The organism is Streptomyces piniterrae (genome assembly GCF_005048155.1).
GTDB classification, from domain to species: Bacteria; Actinomycetota; Actinomycetes; order Streptomycetales; family Streptomycetaceae; genus Streptomyces; species Streptomyces piniterrae.
On the sequence record NZ_SUMB01000011.1, the window covers coordinates 108,715 to 128,609 of the forward strand.

Annotated in this window: 13 protein-coding genes; 3 read left to right on the plus strand and 10 right to left on the minus strand. The window is 73.0% G+C overall.

The annotated features are described in order from the left end of the window. A complete protein-coding gene (locus FCH28_RS28130; protein WP_136742968.1) occupies nt 1-1,431 on the plus strand; it encodes an ABC1 kinase family protein in 1,431 nt (476 codons plus the stop codon). Nucleotides 1,432-1,503: 72 nt separating this feature from the next. On the opposite strand, the gene FCH28_RS28135 is transcribed toward FCH28_RS28130, so the two are convergent. From FCH28_RS28135 to FCH28_RS28155, 5 genes are all read right to left on the minus strand, one after another. Further along, nucleotides 1,504-1,701, minus strand: a complete 198-nt coding sequence (locus tag FCH28_RS28135) for a hypothetical protein (protein ID WP_136742969.1) — start codon at nt 1,699-1,701, stop codon at nt 1,504-1,506. 100 nt (nt 1,702-1,801) lie between these two features. Beyond that, complete coding sequence (locus tag FCH28_RS28140; protein ID WP_136742970.1) at nt 1,802-2,119, minus strand: hypothetical protein; 318 nt, start codon at nt 2,117-2,119, stop codon at nt 1,802-1,804. After that, nucleotides 2,116-2,469, minus strand: coding sequence for a WhiB family transcriptional regulator (locus FCH28_RS28145; protein ID WP_136742971.1), 354 nt, complete (start codon nt 2,467-2,469; stop codon nt 2,116-2,118). The genes FCH28_RS28140 and FCH28_RS28145 overlap by 4 nt, the downstream gene beginning before the upstream one ends. A 120-nt stretch (nt 2,470-2,589) precedes the next feature. Continuing rightward, complete coding sequence (locus FCH28_RS28150; protein WP_136742972.1) at nt 2,590-2,916, minus strand: hypothetical protein; 327 nt, start codon at nt 2,914-2,916, stop codon at nt 2,590-2,592. A gap of 142 nt (nt 2,917-3,058) precedes the next feature. Then, nucleotides 3,059-5,284, minus strand: a complete 2,226-nt coding sequence (locus tag FCH28_RS28155) for an ATP-dependent DNA helicase UvrD2 (protein WP_136742973.1) — start codon at nt 5,282-5,284, stop codon at nt 3,059-3,061. 510 nt (nt 5,285-5,794) lie between these two features. On the opposite strand from FCH28_RS28155, the gene FCH28_RS28160 reads away from it, so the two are divergent. Next, nucleotides 5,795-6,037 carry a mycoredoxin gene (locus tag FCH28_RS28160; protein WP_136742974.1) on the plus strand — a complete coding sequence of 81 codons (243 nt, stop codon included), beginning with the start codon at nt 5,795-5,797 and terminating at the stop codon, nt 6,035-6,037. A 159-nt stretch (nt 6,038-6,196) separates the two neighbouring features. Here the strand turns inward: FCH28_RS28160 and nudC are convergent, their stop codons facing one another. From nudC to FCH28_RS28185, 5 genes are all read right to left on the minus strand, one after another. Beyond that, nucleotides 6,197-7,132 carry an NAD(+) diphosphatase gene (gene nudC / locus FCH28_RS28165; RefSeq protein WP_136742975.1) on the minus strand — a complete coding sequence of 312 codons (936 nt, stop codon included), beginning with the start codon at nt 7,130-7,132 and terminating at the stop codon, nt 6,197-6,199. Between the two features lie 77 nt (nt 7,133-7,209). Beyond that, nucleotides 7,210-8,610: a dipeptidase gene (locus FCH28_RS28170; RefSeq protein ID WP_136742976.1), complete on the minus strand. Its 1,401-nt coding sequence runs from the start codon at nt 8,608-8,610 to the stop codon at nt 7,210-7,212. A 10-nt stretch (nt 8,611-8,620) separates the two neighbouring features. Continuing rightward, nucleotides 8,621-12,283 (minus strand): UvrD-helicase domain-containing protein, encoded by a 3,663-nt coding sequence (locus tag FCH28_RS28175; RefSeq protein WP_136742977.1) that lies wholly within the window; start codon nt 12,281-12,283, stop codon nt 8,621-8,623. A gap of 106 nt (nt 12,284-12,389) precedes the next feature. Then, nucleotides 12,390-15,890, minus strand: coding sequence for an ATP-dependent DNA helicase (locus tag FCH28_RS28180; RefSeq protein ID WP_136743159.1), 3,501 nt, complete (start codon nt 15,888-15,890; stop codon nt 12,390-12,392). 280 nt (nt 15,891-16,170) lie between these two features. Beyond that, nucleotides 16,171-16,617 carry an MGMT family protein gene (locus tag FCH28_RS28185; protein WP_281289770.1) on the minus strand — a complete coding sequence of 149 codons (447 nt, stop codon included), beginning with the start codon at nt 16,615-16,617 and terminating at the stop codon, nt 16,171-16,173. Nucleotides 16,618-16,806: 189 nt separating this feature from the next. Here FCH28_RS28185 and FCH28_RS28190 point away from each other — a divergent pair, with 189 nt between their 5' ends. Beyond that, nucleotides 16,807-19,863 carry a lysylphosphatidylglycerol synthase transmembrane domain-containing protein gene (locus FCH28_RS28190; protein ID WP_136742979.1) on the plus strand — a complete coding sequence of 1,019 codons (3,057 nt, stop codon included), beginning with the start codon at nt 16,807-16,809 and terminating at the stop codon, nt 19,861-19,863. Nucleotides 19,864-19,895: the final 32 nt, after the last annotated feature.

Sequence of the window (19,895 nt, forward strand, 5' to 3'; positions counted from 1 at the left end):
ATGTCTGATCTTCCCCGCAAGGCGGTCACCCGCACCGCCAAGCTGGCCGCGCTGCCACTGGGGTTCGCCGGCCGCGCCACCTGGGGCCTGGGCAAACGGATCGGCGGCAGATCCGCCGAGATCGTCGGCCGGGAGCTCCAACAGCGCACCGCGGAACAGCTCTTCAAGGTGCTCGGCGAGCTCAAGGGCGGCGCCATGAAGTTCGGGCAGGCGCTGTCCGTGTTCGAATCGGCGCTGCCCGAGGAGATCGCCGGGCCGTACCGCGCCGCGCTGACGAAGCTTCAGGAAGCGGCACCGCCGATGCCGACCAGCACGGTGCACTCCGTACTGACGGAACGGCTCGGCGAGGACTGGCGGGAGCTGTTCGAGGAGTTCGAGGACAAACCGTCGGCGGCGGCGTCGATCGGCCAGGTGCACCGGGCGGTGTGGCACGACGGCCGTGAGGTGGCCGTCAAGGTGCAGTACCCGGGCGCGGGCCAGGCCCTGCTGTCGGACCTGGCGCAGCTGAGCCGGTTCGCCCGGCTGCTGGGCCCGCTGATCCCGGGCATGGACATCAAACCGCTGATCACAGAGCTGCGCGACCGGGTCGCCGAGGAGCTGGACTACGCCCTGGAGGCCGAGGCCCAGCGGGCGCACGCCGAGGAGTTCGCCGACGATCCGGACGTGGTGGTGCCGGCCGTGGTGCACCAGAGCGAACAGGTGCTGGTGACCGAATGGATGGAGGGGGTGCCGCTGTCCGAGGTGATCGCGCACGGCGACCAGGAGCAGCGGAACCGGGCCGGCCAGCTGCTGGCGCGCTTCCTCTTCTCCGGCCCCGCCCGCACCGGCCTGCTGCACGCCGACCCGCATCCGGGGAACTTCCGGCTGCTGCCCGGGGAGGACCCGGACGGGCCCGCCGAGGAATGGCGGCTCGGCGTACTGGACTTCGGCACCGTCGACCGGCTGCCCGACGGGCTGCCGCCGACGATCGGCACCTCACTGCGGATGACCCTGGACGGCGAGGCCGAAGCGGTCTACCAGCTGCTGTGCGAGGAGGGCTTCGTCAAGGAGACCATCGAGCTCGATCCGGACGCGGTGCTGGAATATCTGCTGCCGATCATCGAGCCGGCCCAGGTCGAGGCGTTCACCTTCACCCGGGACTGGATGCGGAATCAGGCGACCCGGGTCGGCGACCCCCGCTCCCCCGCACACCAGTTGGGCAAACGCCTCAATCTGCCGCCCGCGTACCTCCTGATACACCGTGTGACGTTGAGCACAATCGGGGTGCTGTGCCAGCTGGGGGCGACGGTGCGGCTGCGCGACGAGCTGGAGGCGTGGATGCCCGGCTTCGTGACCGTCGAGGAGCCGGAACTCGAACCCATCGATGCCTCTGAAGCCGCCGGCACCACCGACGGCATGCCCGAGGAGGCCGTCGAGGAGAGCCCGGCCTGAGCCCCGGCCGGTCCGGCCGCGACGGACCGGCCGCCGGTACCCCCGCCATTCACCCGGCCGGGGGCACCGGCCTCACCACCAGCTGGAGTCGAGGCGCCCCTCGATGGCCCGGAGATTCTCCCGCGCACAGGCCTCGCAGAAGTAGCGGCGGTCACCGTTCTCGACGGAGCAGGTCCAGGTCAGCGGGATGCCCTCGGCGACCGCGCCACAGCGGGCGCACACCGCGTTCCCACCGGTCAACTCCGCCTGTTCATGCGTCTTCTGGTCCACCGTCCGACGATATCCCCGCCAACCATCCGAAGGCGGATGCAACGCACTACGGGGCCCGCCCTGTCGGACGGACCCCGTGGGAGTGAAACGGCGCGTCGCGTTACTGCATCACGGCGATGGCCAGCGCACGCCGGGCCCGCAGCGACGCCCGCTCGGCACGGCGCTGCATCCGCCGCGCGGTGGCGAGCCGATGGGCCCTGCGTTCGGATTCCGCCTCCCGGAGGCGTTCATGCATATGCGCACGCGCCAGGGCTTCTGGGATGAGTTGCATTTCGAGGTTCCTGTTCTGGCGCGCCTCGCGCGCACCGGAGTTCATGGGGACGGGGGTGTCGGTGAAATTGGGGTTCATCGTGGGGTCCTGCTTCTTGGGATCCCGAGTGACGGGACGGTCGATCGTTCCTGTGCCGGTGGTGTTCATGCCGCGACCGGGTTCTTGCGCGGACGGCCACGCGGACGCTTCCGGGGCACGACGACACCCTGGACGAAGAGCTCGCCACCCCAGACGCCCCACGGCTCACGGCGGTCCTTGGCGCCGGCCAGGCAGGCCTCACGGACGGGGCAGCTCTGACACAGCGTCTTGGCGTACTCGACGTCGGCCGGGGACTCGGCGAAGAAGACCTCGGGGTCGTAGGTGCGGCAGGGGACAGCGGCGCCGAGGCGGTCGATCTCGTCGTCGAGCTCGGTGAGGGGCAGCAAGGAGTTCTCCTGGGGGTCGGGCGGAGGAATCAGGTCGGTCGATACGGACGGGGTGTGCGTCTGGAGTTGCACTGTGGTGTGTTCCTCGTCTGTTCGGCCCGGCTGGTGGCGGGCGCGTTGGGCAATACAAAAGGGCCGCGGATCCCGGTGTGGGTTCCGCGGCCCTGGAAGGTGCCGACCTGATCTCGCCGATCAGGCTGGATCTCTCCAGGGTTCGAGGCCGCGGTAGGCCCACGTTTCATGCTTCGTCTGGTACTGCTGCGGGGATCCGGCACCATTGGCCGCGTTGAGGGCAAAGGCATCAGCCGCTGCCGTCACTGCTGCTACCGCAGGTGCCTCGGTCGGTCGCGCGGTGCGCTCACTGACCATCAGGACAGCGAGGGACTCGGGGCGCGCGACCTCGGAACCGGGCAGGCGGCCGAAGCCGGACAGACCGGTGCCAAGGAGCGAGGAGCCGAGGGTGCAGGTGGCGACGACCGAGAGATCGGTCATTTTGTTGGTCTCGATAATGCTGATCACTGGGCTCGCCTCCTCTCGGCGTCTCGGTGGACCGGGAAATCCCGCTCCAAGCTTGTTCAGTACAGCACGGAACCATCGGACCTCGGGAGGTCCGTCGTTTCCGTCTCCCGAAGGCTATGGGGCCGCGCTCCGCGTGCGCAAACTATTTTTCCGACGAGTTTTCCGCGGTGCCTTCCGGGCCTTCATCCAGCACCCCCGCGACGTCCTCGCCGGCACACAGGGCCAGTACATCGGTGCCGTACCGGTCCAGCTTGCGCCGTCCTACTCCTGAGATGCGCGCAAGCTCCGATTCGGTTCCCGGAACCGCCTCGGCAATTGCCATCAATGTCTTGTCCGTGAAGACGCAGTACGCCGGCTGGCGCGACCGGGCGGCCTGCGCGGCCCGCCAGTCACGCAACCGCTCGTACAGCGCCTCGTCGAGATCCGAGGGACAGTCCTCGCAGCGCATCAGCTTCATCTCCCCCGCGGCCGTCAGCGTCCTGCTGCACACCCGGCAGCGGGCCGGACCACGGCTCTTGCGGCGGCCCGCGCCCACCGCTGCGCCGCCGCGCTCCACACCACCCGTGACAGCGCCCGGCGCACGCCGCACGGCCGCCGCCCCCGAACCGGGCCGCAGGCCGTTCAGGAACCGGCTGGCACGTCGCGAAGCACGGCCACCGGGAGACCGCGCCAGCGACCACGACAGGCCCAGATGCAGACGCGCACGGGTCACACCGACATACAGCAGCCGGCGCTCCTCCTCCAACTGCTCATCGGTCTTGGCGTAGGTGATCGGCATCATGCCCTCGGTGAGACCGACCAGGAACACCGCATCCCACTCCAGACCCTTGGCGGCGTGCAGCGAAGCGAGCGTCACCCCCTCGACCGTCGGGGCGTGCTGGGCATTGGCGCGCTCGTCCAGCTCGGCGACAAGGTCGGCGAGGCCGGCTCCCGGGCGGGCCGCGGCGAATTCCTCGGCGAGCCGCACCAGCGCCGCCAGGGACTCCCAACGGTCGCGCACCGCACCCGACCCGGCCGGCGGCACACCGGTCCAACCCATGTCGCTGAGCACCGCCCTCACCTCGGACGGCAGATCGACGGCGTCGTCCAGCAGCGCGTCGTTGGCACCGAAGCGGGCCGCTCCGCGCAGCTTGATGCCGGCCTCGCGCACCTCGGGCCGCTCGAAGAACCGCTCGGCACCCCGCAACTGGTAGGGCACACCGACATCGGCCAGCGCCTGTTCGTAGACCTCGGACTGCGCGTTGATACGGAAGAGCACCGCTATCTCGCTGGCCGGGACGCCCGACGCGATGAGATCACGGACCCGGCGGGCGGTGCCCTCGGCCTCGGCCGGCTCGTCGGCGTACTCCACGAACACCGGCTCGGGACCGGCCTCGCGCTGCGAGACCAACTCCAGACGGTGCTCCGCGGCGCGGCCCCTGGCCTGGGACAGCAGCCCATTGGCGAGATGCACGACCTGGGGCGTGGAGCGGTAGTCGCGGACGAGCTTGACGACGGTCGCCTGCGGATGGCGGGTACGGAAGTTCAGCAGGTGTTCGGGGGTGGCGCCGGTGAAGCTGTAGATCGTCTGGCTGGCGTCGCCGACCACACAGAGACTGTCGCGGTCCCCCAGCCACAGGTCGAGCAGCCGCTGCTGGAGCGGGCTGACGTCCTGGTACTCGTCGACGACGAAGTGCTGATACTGCGAGCGGACCTGCTCGGCGATGTCGTGCCGGTCCTGGAGGACGCCGACGGTGAGCAGCAGCACGTCCTCGAAGTCGATGGCGCCGCGGTCCCGCTTCAGCTGCTCGTACGTGGCATAGATCTGCCCGATCTCCGCCGGGTCACGGGGCGCCTCACGCCCGGCCTTCACGACCGCGGCCGGGTAGTCGGCGGGCACGGTCTGGGTGACCTTGGACCATTCGATCTCACCCGTGGCATCGCGCAGCTCGTTGCGGTCCAGCCGGATGCGGCAGCGGGCCGCGGCCTCCGCGACGAGTTGGATCTTGCGCTCCAGCAGCCGCGGCACCTCGCCGCCGACGGCCTTGGGCCAGAAGAACTGCAGCTGCCGCAGGGCCGCCGAGTGAAACGTCCGCGCCTGCACCCCGCCCGCGCCGAGCTGCCGCAACCGCCCGCGCATCTCGCCCGCCGCACGCGCGGTGAAAGTGACCGCGAGCACACTCGCGGGCTGCAGGATCCCGGCCCGCACGCCGTACGCGATCCGGTGGGTGATCGCGCGGGTCTTGCCCGTACCCGCGCCGGCCAGCACACACACCGGACCGTGCAGAGCCATCGCGACCTCGCGCTGCTCGGGGTCGAGCCCGTCGAGCACCGCGTCTGCAGAGTCAGGGACCTGCGGGAAGAGAGAGGAGCCGGTTGCTGCTGTCACCCCGCCATGCTGCCAGGTCCCCCGGGACTCCCGGGAAAGCCGTCCACAGACGCCCCACCCCGGTCGTACCGATCCCGCCCACTGTGGACGGGCCCCGACCCGCACCGCCGGATTCTGCTGTGATGAACCAGCGGCCAGGACACCGGGGGGCGGAGGCGAGGGCGAGGGGCGAGAGGCGAGGTTGGGGTGGGTGGCGCGGTTGGGGTCTGTGGCCCGGGTGGGGTGGTCCGGGCGGGAGGCCGGGGAGGCTGGGGAGGCCGCGGCGCCGGAGGCCGGAGGGGGTGGGGGCGGGGCGGGGGCGGGGGGAGGGGCCCCGGGGCGAGGGTGCCGGGAGCGTCGGGAATGACTGCGGCCCCCCGAGCGTTCTCCCCCTCGGCGCCGCCGGAGCGCCACGCCGGGTACGGCGTCGGACGGTACTGAACCGAGGACCTGCCGAACGCCGACCTGCGGATGATGACCCACCGGACGATGGCTTACCGAACGATGACTTACCGAAGGAGCACGTGACGCATGGCGGGCACTGTGACGATGTACAGCACGACCTGGTGCGGTTACTGCCGTCGGCTGAAGAGCCAGATGGACCGCGAGGGGATCGCGTACACCGAGATCAACATCGAGGAGGACCCGAAGTCCGCCGCGTTCGTGGCCGAGGCGAACGGCGGCAACCAGACGGTGCCGACCGTGCGCTTCGCCGATGGGTCGACGCTGACCAACCCGTCTCTGGCACAGGTCAAGCAGAAGATCGGGGCCTGACCGGCGCGAGGCCGGACGGCCGGGGCCCGACCGGCGCACGGTCGGCACCCCGCCGTTGCGAAGTGAGCGGTTTCACAGGGCCGCCGGACGGATCCGTCGTACGGACCGGCCGGCGGCCCTGTGTGCTCAGCGGGGCCCGCGCGCGGGCCGCCCGCCCGGCTACGGCTTGGGCAGCGGCTTTCCGTACCAGAGCTCGATCAGGCGGGCCGCGATGGAGATCCCGTACGGGGGGAGGACCTCGCCGGACTCGAAGGCGGCGCGCAGGTCCTCGCGGGAGAACCAGCGGGCCTCTTCGATCTCCTCGCCGTCCACCTGGATCTCGGACGAGGTGGCGCGCGCCATGAAGCCGAGCATCAGGCTGGAGGGGAAGGGCCAGGGCTGGCTGGCGATGTATTCGACGTCGCCGATGACGACACCTGCTTCTTCGAAGACTTCCCGTGCCACCGACTGTTCGATGGACTCCCCAGGCTCGACGAAGCCCGCGAGGGTGGAGAAGCGGCCTTCGGGCCAGTGGACCTGGCGGCCCAGGAGGGCCCGGTCGTCCTCGTCGGTGACGAGCATGATCACGGCGGGGTCGGTGCGCGGGTAGTGCTCGGCGCCGCAGGCGGGGCAGCGGCGGATGTGCCCGGCGGCGGCGATGACGGTGCGTTCGCCGCAGCGCGAGCAGAAGCGGTGCAGGCGCTGCCAGTTCTCCAGGGCCACGGCGTGCACGAGGAGGCCGGCGTCGCGCGGGGACAGCAGCAGGCCGGCCTCGCGGAGTCCGGCGGGCCGGGCGGACTGGTCCATGCGGCCGGGCAGCGCGTCCTTCTGGAGGGCGAAGTAGCTGACGCCGTCCCCGTCGGTGCCGAGGTAGTAGCGGTGTGCCTCGGTCAGCGGCGCCTCGAAGGACGGCGTCATGATCAGCTCGGTGCGGCCGTCGGGGGTGTCGTCGATCAGGGCCTGGCCGCCGGACACCACGAAGACGCGCGTGGTCGGGTGGCTCCAGGCCGCCGCGAGCCATGCCTCGTCGAGGCGGTGGTGGGCGGAGCGGTCGATTCCGCTCGGTGCGCTGAAGGTGAGCGGCCGGTCGGCGCTGTGGTCGGTCCAGGTGGTCACTGGTGGTTCCAACTCCCCCTATGGCGTGGGCGATTGCTGCGTACGGAAGCGGAGCGGTACTGGGGCACAGGCGCCGGTCAAGCGGTGCGCCAGGTGTCCGCCAGGTCGCCCCAGAGGTGGGCGGCGGTCTCGACGCCCTTCATCAGCAGGTCGAGCTCGACCTTTTCGTTCGGTGCGTGCCAGCCGTCGGAGGGGATGGAGATGCCGAGGAAGAGGACCGGGACGCCGAGGACGTCCTGGAGGTCGGCGGCGGGTCCCGAGCCGCCCTCGCGGGTGAAGCGGATCTTCTGGCCGAAGGCCCGTCCCATGGCGCGGACGACGGACTGGAGCGCGGGGTGGTCGAGCGGGGTCAGGCAGGGGCGGGTGGCGCCCCAGAAGGTGATGTCGTGGCGGATGCCGGCGGGGAGGCTCGCCGCGACCCAGTCGCGTACGGACTGCTGGACGGTGTCGGCGTCCTGTCCTGCGACGAGGCGGAAGGAGAGTTTGAGCTGGGCGGTGGACGGCACGATGGTCTTGCCGCCGGGGCCCTGGTAGCCGCCGCCGATGCCGTTGACCTCGGCGGTGGGGCGGGCCCAGATGCGCTCCAGGGTGGTGCTGCCGGTCTCGCCGAGGGTGGCGTGGGAGTGGGCCGTGCGCAGCCACTCGGCTTCGTCGAAGGGCAGTTCGGCGAAGAGTTCGCGTTCGCGGTCGGTGAGTTCGATGATGCCGTCGTAGAAGCCGGGGATGGCGACGCGGCGGTCGGTGTCGTGGAGTGCGGCGGCGAGGCGGGCGGCCTCGGTGGCGGGGTTGGGGACCGCGCCGCCGAAGGAGCCGGAGTGGATGTCCTGGTCGGGTCCGTGGAGGTCGATCTGGCAGTCCGTCAGGCCGCGCATGCCGGTGCAGACGGTCGGGGTGTCCTTGGACCACATGCCGGTGTCGGAGACGATCACCGTGTCGCAGGCGAGGCGGTCGGCGTGCTTCTCGATCAGCGCCGGGAAGTTCGGTGAGCCGGACTCCTCCTCGCCCTCGATGAGGAGCTTGAGGTTGACGGCGGGGGTGGTGCGGCCGGTGGCGGCGAGGTGTGCGCGGACTCCCAGGGTGTGGAAGAACACCTGGCCCTTGTCGTCGGCGGCGCCGCGGGCGTAGAGCTTGCCGTCGATGGTCTGCGGCTCGAAGGGGTCGGTGTGCCAGCCGTCCTCGCGGGCGGCGGGCTGCACGTCGTGGTGGCCGTAGACGAGCACGGTCGGCGCGGACGGGTCTCCGGAGGGCCACTCGGCGAAGACCGCGGGCAGGCCGTCGGTCTCCCAGATCTCGGTGGTCGGGAAGCCGGTGTCGGCGAGCTTGGCGGCGAGCCACTGGGCGCTGCGGCGGACGTCGGCGGCGCGCTCGGGGTCGGCCGATACGGAGGGGATGCGCAGCCACTCGGCGAGGTCGTCGAGGAAGGTGTCGCGGTGGCTGGTGAGGTACGCGCGGACGGCGCTGTCCGGGGTGGTGCTCATACGGCCGAGCCTATCGGCCTTCCGGGGGTGACCGGTCGGCGGTCTCACCGAGCAGGATGCGTTCCAGTCCGGCCCTGCCCGGCAGCCGTGCGGGCCGGACGATCTCGCCGGTGCGGACGTACAGGAAGGCGGCGTCGACGGCGGCGGGCGGCAGGCCGTGGCGCTCGGCCCAGGCGAGGCGGTAGACGGCCAGCTGGAGGGGGTCGGCGGTGCCGGCCGGGCCGGTTTTCCAGTCGACGATCTCGAAGCGGTCGCCGTCGGGGCCCGGTTGCTTGTAGACGGCGTCGATGCGGCCGCGGATGACGCGTCCGGCGAGGGTCAGCTGGAAGGGTGCCTCGATGCGGTACGGGGTGCGGTGGGCGTACGGGGAGCGGGCGAAGGCTTCCTTGAGGGCTTCCAGGTCGCGTTCGTCGACGATCTCCGTTTCTTCGGCGCCGGGCAGTTCGTCCGGGCCGAGCAGGGGCAGCGTGAGTTCCTCGAAGCGGGATTCGACCCAGGCGTGGAAGCGGGTGCCGCGGCGGGCGCCGGGTTGTGGGGGGCGGGGCATGGGGCGGGCCAGCTCGCGGGCGAAGCCGTCGGGGTCGGCGGCGAGGCGGAGCAGCTGGGTGGCGCTGAGGGTGGCGGGGAGCGGGACGTCGCGGACGGTGGCGCGGGAGCGGCGCAGTTCGTCGGCGAGGGCGTCCAGATCGCGGTCCCAGGAGCCGACGGTGCGGCGTTCCTCGGGGAGGAGGCTGCGGGGGGTGGTGTCGGCGGCCGTGGGTGCGGTGGGGGCATCGGGGGCGGGCTGGGCGGAGCGCTGGGCGACGATGCGGGGCCGGGGCGGAGTGGGTTCGGCGCCGGGGGTGTCGTGGGGCGGGGCGTCGCGGTGGGGGTCCGCCTCCGGGACGTCGTACGGGTCGGTCTCGGGGACGTCGTAGGGCGGGGCGGCGTCGTGGGGCGGGGTGTCGGCGAACGGGTCGGCTTCGGGGACGTCGTACGGGTCGGCTTCGGGGGTGTGGTCGTACGGGTCGGCTTCCGGCAGGTCGTACGGGTCGGTCGGCTCCCACTCGTCCTCGGGCGGTGGCGGGGGCCACTCCGGGTCGTACGCGGGGAGCGGCGCCGGGGCGGTGGCAGGGGTGGGTGCCGCCTCCGCGTGGCGGGCCAGGTGGGCGCGGACGGTGGCCGCGGCGGTGCGGCGGCGGGCGGTGGCGGTGGGGTCGAGGGGCAGCGGCCAGGCCTGGTCCGTGGCGGCTTCGGCGAGGGCGGGGTTCTCGGCTCCGTCCTCGGGGGGCTCTGCCCATGCCTCGATCTCGCCGTGCCCCGCCTCGCAGTGCTCGCGCAGTGCCTCCAGGAAGGCGGACGGGCCGCGGGGGCGCTTCTGGTCGGGGCCCCACCAGTGGCCGGAGCCGAGCAGCAGGGAGCGGGGGCGGGTGAAGGTGACGTAGCCCAGGCGGAGTTCCTCGGTCTGCTGGTGGTGCTTCATCGCCTCCTTGAAGTTCTTGAGGCCGCGGCCGGCCCATTCCTCGACGTCGGGGAGGGTGGTGGCGTCGCCGCGGAGGGCGTGCGGCAGGACCTTGGGCTGGGTGATCCAGGACTCGCGGGCCTGCTCGCTGGGGAACTGCTTGGCGACCAGGCCGGGGACGGCGACGACGTCCCATTCCAGGCCCTTCGACTTGTGCGCGGTGAGCACCTTGACGGTGTTGTCGCCGCCGGGGAGGGAGCTGTCGAGGCCCTTTTCGTGCTGGACGGCGGTGCGCAGGAAGCCGAGGAAGGCGAGCAGGGTGGCCTCGCCGTCCAGGGCGGCGCCGCCCTGTTTGGCGGCGAAGCCGGCCGCGATGTCGAGGAAGGTGCCGAGGGTTTCGCGTCGGCGGGCGGCGAGGGCGTGCGGCGATGCGGACAGTTCGACTTCCAGGCCGGTGGTGGCCAGCACCCGGTGGAGTACGTCCATCAGCGGGTCGCTCAGGGAGCGCCGCAGGTCGCGGAGCTCGGTGGCGAGATAGGCGAAGCGGATCCGTGCTTCGGGCGAGAACGGCAGGCCGTCGTCGGGGCCGTCGGCTTCGAGGAAGGTGTCGAGGGCGTCGGCGAGGGAGACGGTCTCGGCGGGGTCGACGCCTTCCACGGCTTCCGCGAGCCGCTGTCCGGGGTCGTCGGAGGGGCTGCCGTGGTGGACGAGGGTGCGGGCGCGGCGGCCGAGGAGGGCCAGGTCGCGGGGGCCGATGCGCCAGCGCGGGCCGATCAGCAGGCGGACGAGGGCTGCGTTGGCGGTGGGGTCCTGGAGGACTTCGCAGACGGCGACGAGGTCGGCGATCTCGGGCAGATGCAGCAGCCCGGAGAGGCCGACGACTTCGACGGGGATGTCACGGGCGACCAGTTCGCCCTGGATGCGGGCGAAATCGCCGGCGGTGCGGCAGAGCACCGCGATCTCGCCGGGCGGGGTGCCGGTACGGACGAGGTGGGCGAGGGAGTCGGCGATCCAGGCGAGTTCCTCGGCGTGGGTGGGCAGCAGGGCGCAGCGCACCATGCCGTCGCGTTCGGCGCCGGGGGCGGGGCGGAGCGCTTCGACGCCGGCGTGCATCTGCCGCAGGGGTGCGGCGAGGTCGTTGGCGAGGTCGAGGAGGCGGCCGCCGCTGCGGCGGTTCTCGCTGAGCGCGAAGCGGCGGGCGGGGGTGCCGTCCTGGAAGGGGAAGTGGTCGGGGAAGTCGTCGAGGTTGGCGACGGAGGCGCCGCGCCATCCGTAGATGGCCTGGCAGGGGTCGCCGACGGCGGTGACGGCGTGCCCGGTGGCGTGCCCGGTGGGGGTGCCGGCCCCGGTGCCGAAGAGGCCGGAGAGCAGCAGTCGTTGGGCGACGGAGGTGTCCTGGTATTCGTCGAGCAGGACGACGCGGAATTCGTCGCGCAGGATCTCGCCGACTTCGGGGCGGGTGGTGGCGAGGGTCGCGGAGAGGGCGATCTGGTCGCCGAAGTCGAGCAGGTCGCGGCGGCGTTTCTCGCTGCGGTAGGCGCCGACGAGGTCGAGGAGCTCCCGGCGGCCGCGCGCGGTCTCGGGGACTTTGCGCAGGTCGGCGTTGGTGAGCCGGACGCCGTCGAGGGTGGCGAGCAGCTCGGTGTCGTAGGTGCGCAGCCGGGCCGGATCCACCAGGTGCTCGGCGAGCTCGCCGTCCAGGGCGAGGAGGTCCTCCACGAGGGTGGGCAGGGATTTGGTGAGCGCCGGGTAGGGGCCGGGGGCGGCGCGCAGGACCCGGGCGGCGAGCTGGAAGCGGGTGGCGTCGGCGAGCAGGCGGGCGGTCGGTTCGAGGCCGATGCGCAGGCCGTGGTCCTTGAGGAGCTGGCCGGCGAAGGCGTGGTAGGTGGAGATGCGGGGTTCTCCGGGGGGCTGGTCGGCGCCGGGCCCTTCCCGGGGGAGTTTTTCGGGGTCGGTGACGCCGGCGGCGAGGAGCGCGGCGCGGACCCGCTCGGCGAGCTCACCGGCCGCCTTGTTGGTGAACGTCAGCCCGAGGACCTGCTCGGGGGCGACCTGGCCGGTGCCGACCAGCCAGACCACGCGTGCGGCCATCACCGTCGTCTTGCCCGAGCCGGCCCCGGCCACGATGACCTGCGGGGCGGGCGGAGCGGTGATGCACGCCGTCTGCTCCGGGGTGAACGGGATGCCGAGGAGCGCTTTGAGCTGCTCGGGGTCGGTGAGGCGGGCTGACATGTCGGAAACCGTATCCGGCCCCACTGACAATCCCGCTCCGCCGCAGGTCAGGAGGCTGTTGCGGCATCGATGCGGGCCCGCGGTCCGGCTTCTTGCCCCGGCCGGTTCACTCGACGATGTGCTTGCCCTCCGGCCGTGCGCTGCAGGAGGCGCGGAAGGCGCAGTGGTTGCAGTGTGTCCCGGTGGTGGGTGTGAAGCGCTCATCCAGGACCCGGCCGGCCGCGGTGGCGAGCAGGTCGCCGACCCAGTCGCCCGGCTGGCCTCCTTCCGAGGGCGGCTGTTCCAAGGGCGGCTGCGCCTGGACGGCGGGCAGGGCGTCGCCGCCGTCCTTCTGGGGTGCGCCCAGCCGCAGGTGGACCAGTTCGGCGCCGCCCGCTTCCGGTGTGCTCCCGCCGAAGGCCTCGTCGACGGCGCCCTCGCGGACCGCGAGCTGGTAGACGGCGAGCTGGGGGTGGCGGGCGACCTCGGGCCCGGTCGGTTTCTGTTTGCCGGTCTTGAAGTCGACTACGTAGGCGCGTCCCTGGGTGTCGCGGGCGACGCGGTCCATGCTGCCGCGGATGCGGACCTCGTAGGCGCCGGCTTCGAGGGTGACGTCGAAGCCGTGCTCGGTGGCGACGGTGTCCCGGCCGAGGGTCTCCTGTTCCCGCACATGCCAGCGCAGGAAGCGCTCCAGGGCGGCGCGGGCGTTGTCCTTCTCCTGGCGTGACTTCCAGGGGGCGTCGAAGGCCAGCGCGTCCCATACGGAGTCCAGTCGCTCCATGAGGACGGTGAGGTCGGCGGGGGCACGGCCCGAGGCGACCTCGTCGGCCAGGACGTGGACCACGTTGCCGAAGCCCTGGGCCGCGGTGGACGGGGGATCGGCCTTCACCTCGCGTCCCAGGAACCACTGGAGGGAGCAGGTGTTGGCGAGCTGGTCGAGGGCGCTTCCGGAGAGGACCACGGGCCGGTCGCGGTCGCGCAACGGGACGGTGCTGTGGGTCGGTTCGTACAGGCCCCACCAGTTGTCCGGGTGGGCGGCCGGCACCAGGGGGTGGCCGTCGTCGTCGGTCAGCGCGGCCAGTTTCGCCAGCCGCTGCGCGGCGGCTTCGCGCAGCGCCGGGGTGGCGTCCGGGTCGACGGTGGTGGCGCGCAGTTCGGCGACCAGCGCGGCGACGGAGAGGGGGCGGCGGGGGCGGCCGGTGACGTCCTGGGGGGTGATGCCGAGCTCGGTCAGGAAGCGGGACGGCTGGTCGCCGTCGTCGGCGGCGGCCTTCACCGCGGTGACGATCAGCCGCTCGCGGGCGCGGGTGGCGGCCACGTAGAACAGCCGGCGTTCCTCGGCGAGCAGCGCGCCCGGTGTGAGCGGTTCGGCGAGGCCGTCCCGGCCGATCCGGTCCGCCTCCAGGAGCGAGCCGCGGCGGCGCAGGTCGGGCCAGAGCCCTTCCTGGACGCCGGCGACGACCACGAGCCGCCATTCCAGGCCTTTGGAGCGGTGTGCGGTCATCAGCCGTACCGCGTCGGGGCGGACGGTGCGGCGGGTGAGGGTGTCCGCGGCGATGTCCTGTGCGTCCAGTTCCTCCAGGAAGTTGAGCGCGCCGCGGCCGCCGGTGCGTTCCTCGGCGCGGGCCGCGGTCTCGAAGAGCGCGACGACGGCGTCCAGGTCCCGGTCGGCGTTGCGGCCCGCGGCGCCGCCGCGCCGGGCCGCCCGCTCCAGGCGCTGCGGCCAGGGGGTGCCGTCCCACAGTTCCCACAGGGCCTGTTCGGCGGTGCCGCCGCCGGCCAGGAGTTCGCGGGCCTTGCGCAGCAGCAGGCCGAGCCGCTGGGCGCCGCGGGCGTACGCCGGATCGTGTGCCACCAGGCGCTGCGGTTCGGCGAGGGCCCGTGCGATCAGTTCGTCGGAGGGCCGTGGCAGGGCGTGTCCGGCGGCCCGTTCCTCCTCGCGGAGTGCGCGCCCCAGCCGCCGCAGGTCCGCCGCGTCCATGCCGCCGAGCGGCGAGGTCAGCAGCTCTATGGCGGTCTCGGCGTCGATCCAGGAAGGGGCGGTGTCGGCCTCGGGGGCCGGTTCGGCCGAGGAGCCCGGTTCGCCGTCGGGGGCCGGCTCGGCGTCGGGGCCCGGTTCTGCGTCCAGGCCCGGTTCGGCCTCGGGGCCCGGTGGGTCGGAGGCGGGGGCTTCACCAGCCGGCGCGGCGGGCACGCCGTGAGTCGGCGCAGGCACGGCCAGTGTCGCCCGTGCCGCCGCCCGGAGCGCGCCCAGGAGCGGCGCGACCGCCGGTTCGTGGCGGAGCGGCAGGTCGTCGCCGTCGATGTCGAGCGGCACTCCGGCGGCGGTGAGCGCACGGCGTACGGCGGGTATCGAGCGCCCGCCGGCGCGGACGAGGACGGCCATCTCGCGCCAGGGCACGCCGTCCTCCAGGTGGGCGCGGCGCAGGATGTCCGCGATGTTGTCCAGTTCGGCGCCCGAGGTCGGGTACGTGTACGCCTCGACGCGGCCGCCGTCCCGTACGGGCACCGGTTCGCGGTGCGCGCGGACCTTCTGCGCCGGGAGGCGGGTCAGCGGCATCCGGCGGGCCAGCTGGCGGGTGGCGGTCAGCAGGGCGGCGCCGGAGCGGCGGGAGGTGCGCAGCACCGCCACCGGCGCGTGGGTGCCGTCGGCGCGCCGGAAGGTCTGCGGGAAGTCGAGGATGCCGTTGACGTCGGCGCCCCGGAAGGCGTAGATCGACTGGTCGGGATCGCCGAAGGCGACGAGGGTGCGGCCCGGGGAGCCCGGTTCGGCCGTGGCTCCGTGGTTGCCGGCGAGCGCGCGCAGCAGCCGTACCTGCGCGACGTCCGTGTCCTGGTACTCGTCGACGTAGACCGCGTCGTAGGCGGCCGCCAGCCGGGCCGCGACGTCGGTCTGCTCGGCGAGCAGCACCGCGCGGTGCACCAGTTCGGCGTAGTCCAGCACGCCCTGGGCGTCCAGGACGTCGAGGTATTCGGCGAGGAAGGCGGCGGCGGCGCTCCAGTCGGGCCGTCCGGTGCGCCGCGCGAAGGCGCCCAGCGCGTCCGGCCCCAGGCCCAGTTCGCGGCTGCGGGCGAGCACCGCGCGGACCTCGTCGGCGAAGCCGCGGGTGGTCAGGCAGGCGCGCAGCTCGTCCGGCCAGTTGACCTGTGCGCGCCCGTCGCCGGCCAGTTCCGCCTGGCCTTCGAGGAGTTCACGGACGACGAGGTCCTGCTCGGGTCCGGACAGCAGCCGCAGCGGGTCGGCGAAGAGTTCCGCGTCTTGGTGGGCGCGGACCAGGGCGTAGCAAAAGGAGTGGAAGGTGGTGGCCTGGGGGACGAAGCTGCCGCCCAGCCTGGCGGCGAGCCGGTCGCGGAGTTCGACGGCGGCCTTGCGGCTGAAGGTGAGGACGAGGATCCGTTCGGGGTCGCCGCCGTCGCGTACCCGGCGCGCGACCGACTCCACGAGCGTCGTGGTCTTCCCCGTGCCGGGCCCGGCCAGGACGAGCAGCGGGCCGTGCCGGTGGTCAACCACGGCGCGCTGGGCTGCGTCCAAGGCAGGAGGGTCGGTCGTCCCCGGCGGGGTGCGCACCAGCCGGTACGCGCCGGCGGCAGCGCGGCGCGCCGCCCGGTGCTGCCGCGTCGGCGGCATGGCCGGGAACGCCGGGGACGCCGGAGACGCCGGGAAAGGGGAACTCACGTGGATCGCCGGTCCTGGTGGAGGTGCTGGTCGTAATGCGAGAGGTGGTGCGGTTCGTTGTGCGGGGCGTGCCGCCGCGTCGCGCCCCTGGGGGCGTGGACGTGGTGCGGGGCGCGCCGGGGGCGGGTCCGCGGTGACGGCAGTGCCCGACGGTACGCCAGGCGGTGCGCGAGCCGCAGCGCGTCCCCTGCCGGGACCCGGCGGGCCGGCCCGCCGACCGGCGGGCGTGCGGTCAGCCGGCTATGTGCGGGCCATCGTCCGGCCGGCCGTCGTCCGACCGGCCGTCCCACCGGGCCCGCCGCATGTCGAGCCGCGGTATGTGGCTCTCGGCGGTTCGCGACGCCCCGCGCAGTGGGGTGCCCTCGTCCCGGTAGTGCGCCAGTGCGCGCAGTTCGCTGCCCGGCAGCAGCACGCCGTCCGCGCGCACCACCCGCCACCAGGGCACCGCGCCCCCGTAGAGCGCCATCACGCGGCCCACCTGACGGGGCCCTCCCTCCTCCAGCCACTCCGCGACATCGCCGTAGGTCAGCACCCGGCCGGCCGGGATCAGCTCGGCGACGGCGAGCACCCGCTCCGCGTATTCGGGCAGCTCACCGGCGTCCGCGCCGGGTGTGGCGGCGCGCTTTCCGGCTTTGTCGGCGGCGGCGCGGGAGGCCGCGGTGTCTCCGGTCCCACTCATTCGCTCCATCCTGCCGCACGCCACCGACAATGGCCGTGGGCACCCGGCGCGGCGCCCCTTGCGGGGCTCGCTGCGGAGTCCCGTGACGCGCGGGCGGTGGAGGGCGTTCCGCTTCCCGCACCACCGAAATGCACCCCTGATGCCCCCTGTCGAAGCCGGGCCGTGCCACCATCTTCCGGACGGTGACTGGTGATACGAGATCAAGAAGAGACGGCCGAGCAGCAGGGTGCGGCGCCTCCACGGGAGGCGGGCGCCCCTGACGCGCTGGCCGTCGACGCCGCCGTAGCCGCCCCGGGAGCGGCCGCACGGACCACGCGGCCGGGACGGCGGCGGGCGGCACGACAGGGGAAGCACCAACGGGGGCCGGACACGGCTTCCGCTACCGAAAAGGCGAGCACGATCAAGAAGGCCGAACGACCAGGGGCGTCCGAGAGGCCGGAAGGGCCCGAGAAGCCCACACCACGCAAGCGGCAGAAGGAGAAGCGGGGCGAGCAGGAGGCGCAGGACCGTCGGGACCAGCGGGACCGGCACACGGGGCACGAGCAGGGCGAGGACCGGCCCGCCGAGCCGGCCCGCGGCACGCCCCGTACGGGTTCGCACCGCTCCGACCTGTCCCCGGACGAGTACGGCGAGTTCCACGTCGACCGGGTCTCCGGGGACGAGCCGCTGCTGCCCGCCCGTGTGCACCGCCCCGCCGATCTGCTGCGGCTGCTGCTGGGCATCGTCGGGATCACGGTGGTCCTCGCGCTGGCCGCGTTCGCCCATGGCACCACCCAGGGCCTGGAGACGGACATCGGCACCGGCGCGAAGGCGGCGCCCCAGCTGCTGATCAACCTGGCGGGCCTGACCTCCAGCGTCGCGGTCCTGATCGTGCCGGTGGCGTTCGCCGTGGAGCGGCTGATCAAGCGGGACGGGCTGCGGATCGCGGACGGTGTGCTCGCCGCCGTCCTCGCGCACGGTGTGTCGCTGGCGACGGACCTGTGGGTGGCCGAGGCCGCCCCGGCCTCCATCCGGGACGCGCTGACCCAGCCGCTGGAGAGCGGTGGCCTCACGCCGCCGGTGCACAGCTATCTCGCGCCCGTCATCGCCTACATGACGGCGGTGGGGATGTCCCGGCGGCCGCGCTGGCGGGTCGCGATGTGGGGCGTGGTGCTGCTGGACGTGGTGGCGGTGCTGGTCGGCCGGTACACCACACCGTTCGCCATCGCCACGACCCTGCTGATCGGCTGGACCGTCGCCTACGGGACCCTCTACACCGTCGGCTCCCCCAACGTCCGCCCCACCGGACAGAACCTTCTCGCGGGGCTGCGCCGGGTCGGCTTCCGGCCGGTCAGCGCGATGCGGGCGGAGACCGCCGAGAACGCCGAGAAGGCCGCGGACCCGCACGAGCACGCGGAGCTGTCGGAGCGCGGCCGCCGCTACATCGTCACCCTGGAGGACGGCCCGCCCATCGACGTCACCGTCGTGGACCGCGAGCAGCAGGCGCAGGGCTTCTTCTACCGCGTGTGGCGGCGGCTGTCGCTGCGCGGCATCAACCAGCGCCGCAGCCTCCAGTCGCTGCGCCAGGCGCTGGAGCAGGAGGCGCTGCTGGCGTACGCGGCGATCGCGGCGGGTGCCAGCGCCCCCAAGCTGATCGCCACGTCCGAGCTCGGCCCGGACGCGGTGATGCTCGTCTACGAGCACATCGGTGGCCGCACCCTGGACTCGCTGGCCGACGAGGAGATCACCGACGCGCTGATGCACAGCGCCTGGCGGCAGGTCGAGGCGTTGCAGTCGCGGCGGATCGCGCACCGGCGGCTGGTCGGTGACGCCCTGCTGGTGGATCGTTCCGGCAATATCGTCCTGACCGAGCTGCGCGGCGGCGAGATCGCGGCCGGTGACCTGGTGCTGCGGATGGACATCGCGCAGCTGCTGACCACCTGCGGGCTGCGGGTCGGCGCCGAGCGCGCGGTCGCCGCGGCCGTCGAGGTGCTGGGCCCGGACGCGGTCGCCGACAGTCTTCCGCTGCTCCAGCCGATCGCGCTGAGCCGCACCACCCGGGCGACGCTGCGCCAGCTGGCCCGTGAGCGCTCCAAGCGGGAGCGGGAGGCGGTGCTGGCGGCCTCGGAGGCGGCGAAGGAGGCGCGGGAGGCGCGGGCGGCGGAGGGCCCGAAGGACCGCAAGACGCTGCGGGCCGAGCGGAGCGCGGAGAAGGCCGCCCAGAAGCGGGCACTGGAAGAGGCGTCGGAGGAGGCCCGCGAGGAGGATCTGCTCGCCCAGATCCGCCGGCAGGTGCTGCTGATCCGCCCGACGGCGGCGATCGAGCCGGCGAAGCTGGAGCGGCTGAGCCCGCGCATCCTGATCAGCTGGATCGCCGGTGCGGTCGCGGTGTATCTGCTGCTGTCGCAGCTCGCCAACTTCAACCTCGGCGATGTGATCAGCGAGGCCCAGTGGGTGTGGGTGCTGGTCGCGATGTTCTTCTCGGCGCTGACGTACATCGCGGCGGCGATGAGCCTGCTGGGGTTCGTCACCGAGAAGGTGTCGTTCGTACGGACGGTGATCGCGCAGATCGCGGGCAACTTCGTGAAGCTGGTGGCGCCCGCGGCGATCGGCGGTGTGGCGCTCAACGCGCGGTTCCTGCAGCGCGCGGGGGTCCGGCCGGGTCTGGCGGTGGCGAGCGTCGGCGCGTCCCAGCTGTTCGGTCTGGGCAGTCACATCCTGCTGCTGCTGATCTTCGGCTATCTGACCGGCACACACGACACCCCGCAGATCTCGCCGTCCCGTACGGTCATCGCGGGTCTGCTGACGGTGGCGGTGCTGGTGCTGATCGTCACCGCGGTGCCGGCGCTGCGGAAGTTCGTCTCGACGCGGGTGCGGTCGCTGTTCGCGGGCGTGGTCCCGCGGATGCTGGACATCCTCCAGCGGCCGCGGAAGCTGATCACCGGCATCGGCGGCATGCTGCTGCTGACGGCGGCGAACGTGATGTGTCTGGACGCCTCGATCCGGGCGTTCGGCGGCGGCGACCAGATCAGTTACGCGGCCATCGCGGTCGCCTTCCTCGCGGGCAACGCGCTGGGGTCGGCGGCGCCGACGCCGGGCGGTCTGGGTGCCGTCGAGGGTGCGCTGATGACCGCGCTGACGTTCTCCGGGCTGGCCGCCGATACGGCGTTCCCCGCGGTGCTGCTGTTCCGGCTGATGGTGTTCTGGCTGCCGGTGCTGCCGGGGTGGCTGGCCTTCACGTATCTGACCCGCAAGGGCGAGATCTGAGCCGGCCGGCCTCGCCGGCACCACGAAGGCGC

Coding starts and splice junctions, on each gene's coding strand:
- FCH28_RS28130 (WP_136742968.1), top strand. CDS start 1: ATGTCTGATCTTCCCCGCAAGGCGGTCACCCGCACCGCCAAGCTGGCC.
- FCH28_RS28140 (WP_136742970.1), bottom strand. CDS start 2,119: ATGAACACCACCGGCACAGGAACGATCGACCGTCCCGTCACTCGGGAT.
- FCH28_RS28160 (WP_136742974.1), top strand. CDS start 5,795: ATGGCGGGCACTGTGACGATGTACAGCACGACCTGGTGCGGTTACTGC.
- FCH28_RS28170 (WP_136742976.1), bottom strand. CDS start 8,610: ATGAGCACCACCCCGGACAGCGCCGTCCGCGCGTACCTCACCAGCCAC.
- FCH28_RS28175 (WP_136742977.1), bottom strand. CDS start 12,283: ATGTCAGCCCGCCTCACCGACCCCGAGCAGCTCAAAGCGCTCCTCGGC.
- FCH28_RS28180 (WP_136743159.1), bottom strand. CDS start 15,890: ATGCCGCCGACGCGGCAGCACCGGGCGGCGCGCCGCGCTGCCGCCGGC.
- FCH28_RS28185 (WP_281289770.1), bottom strand. CDS start 16,617: ATGAGTGGGACCGGAGACACCGCGGCCTCCCGCGCCGCCGCCGACAAA.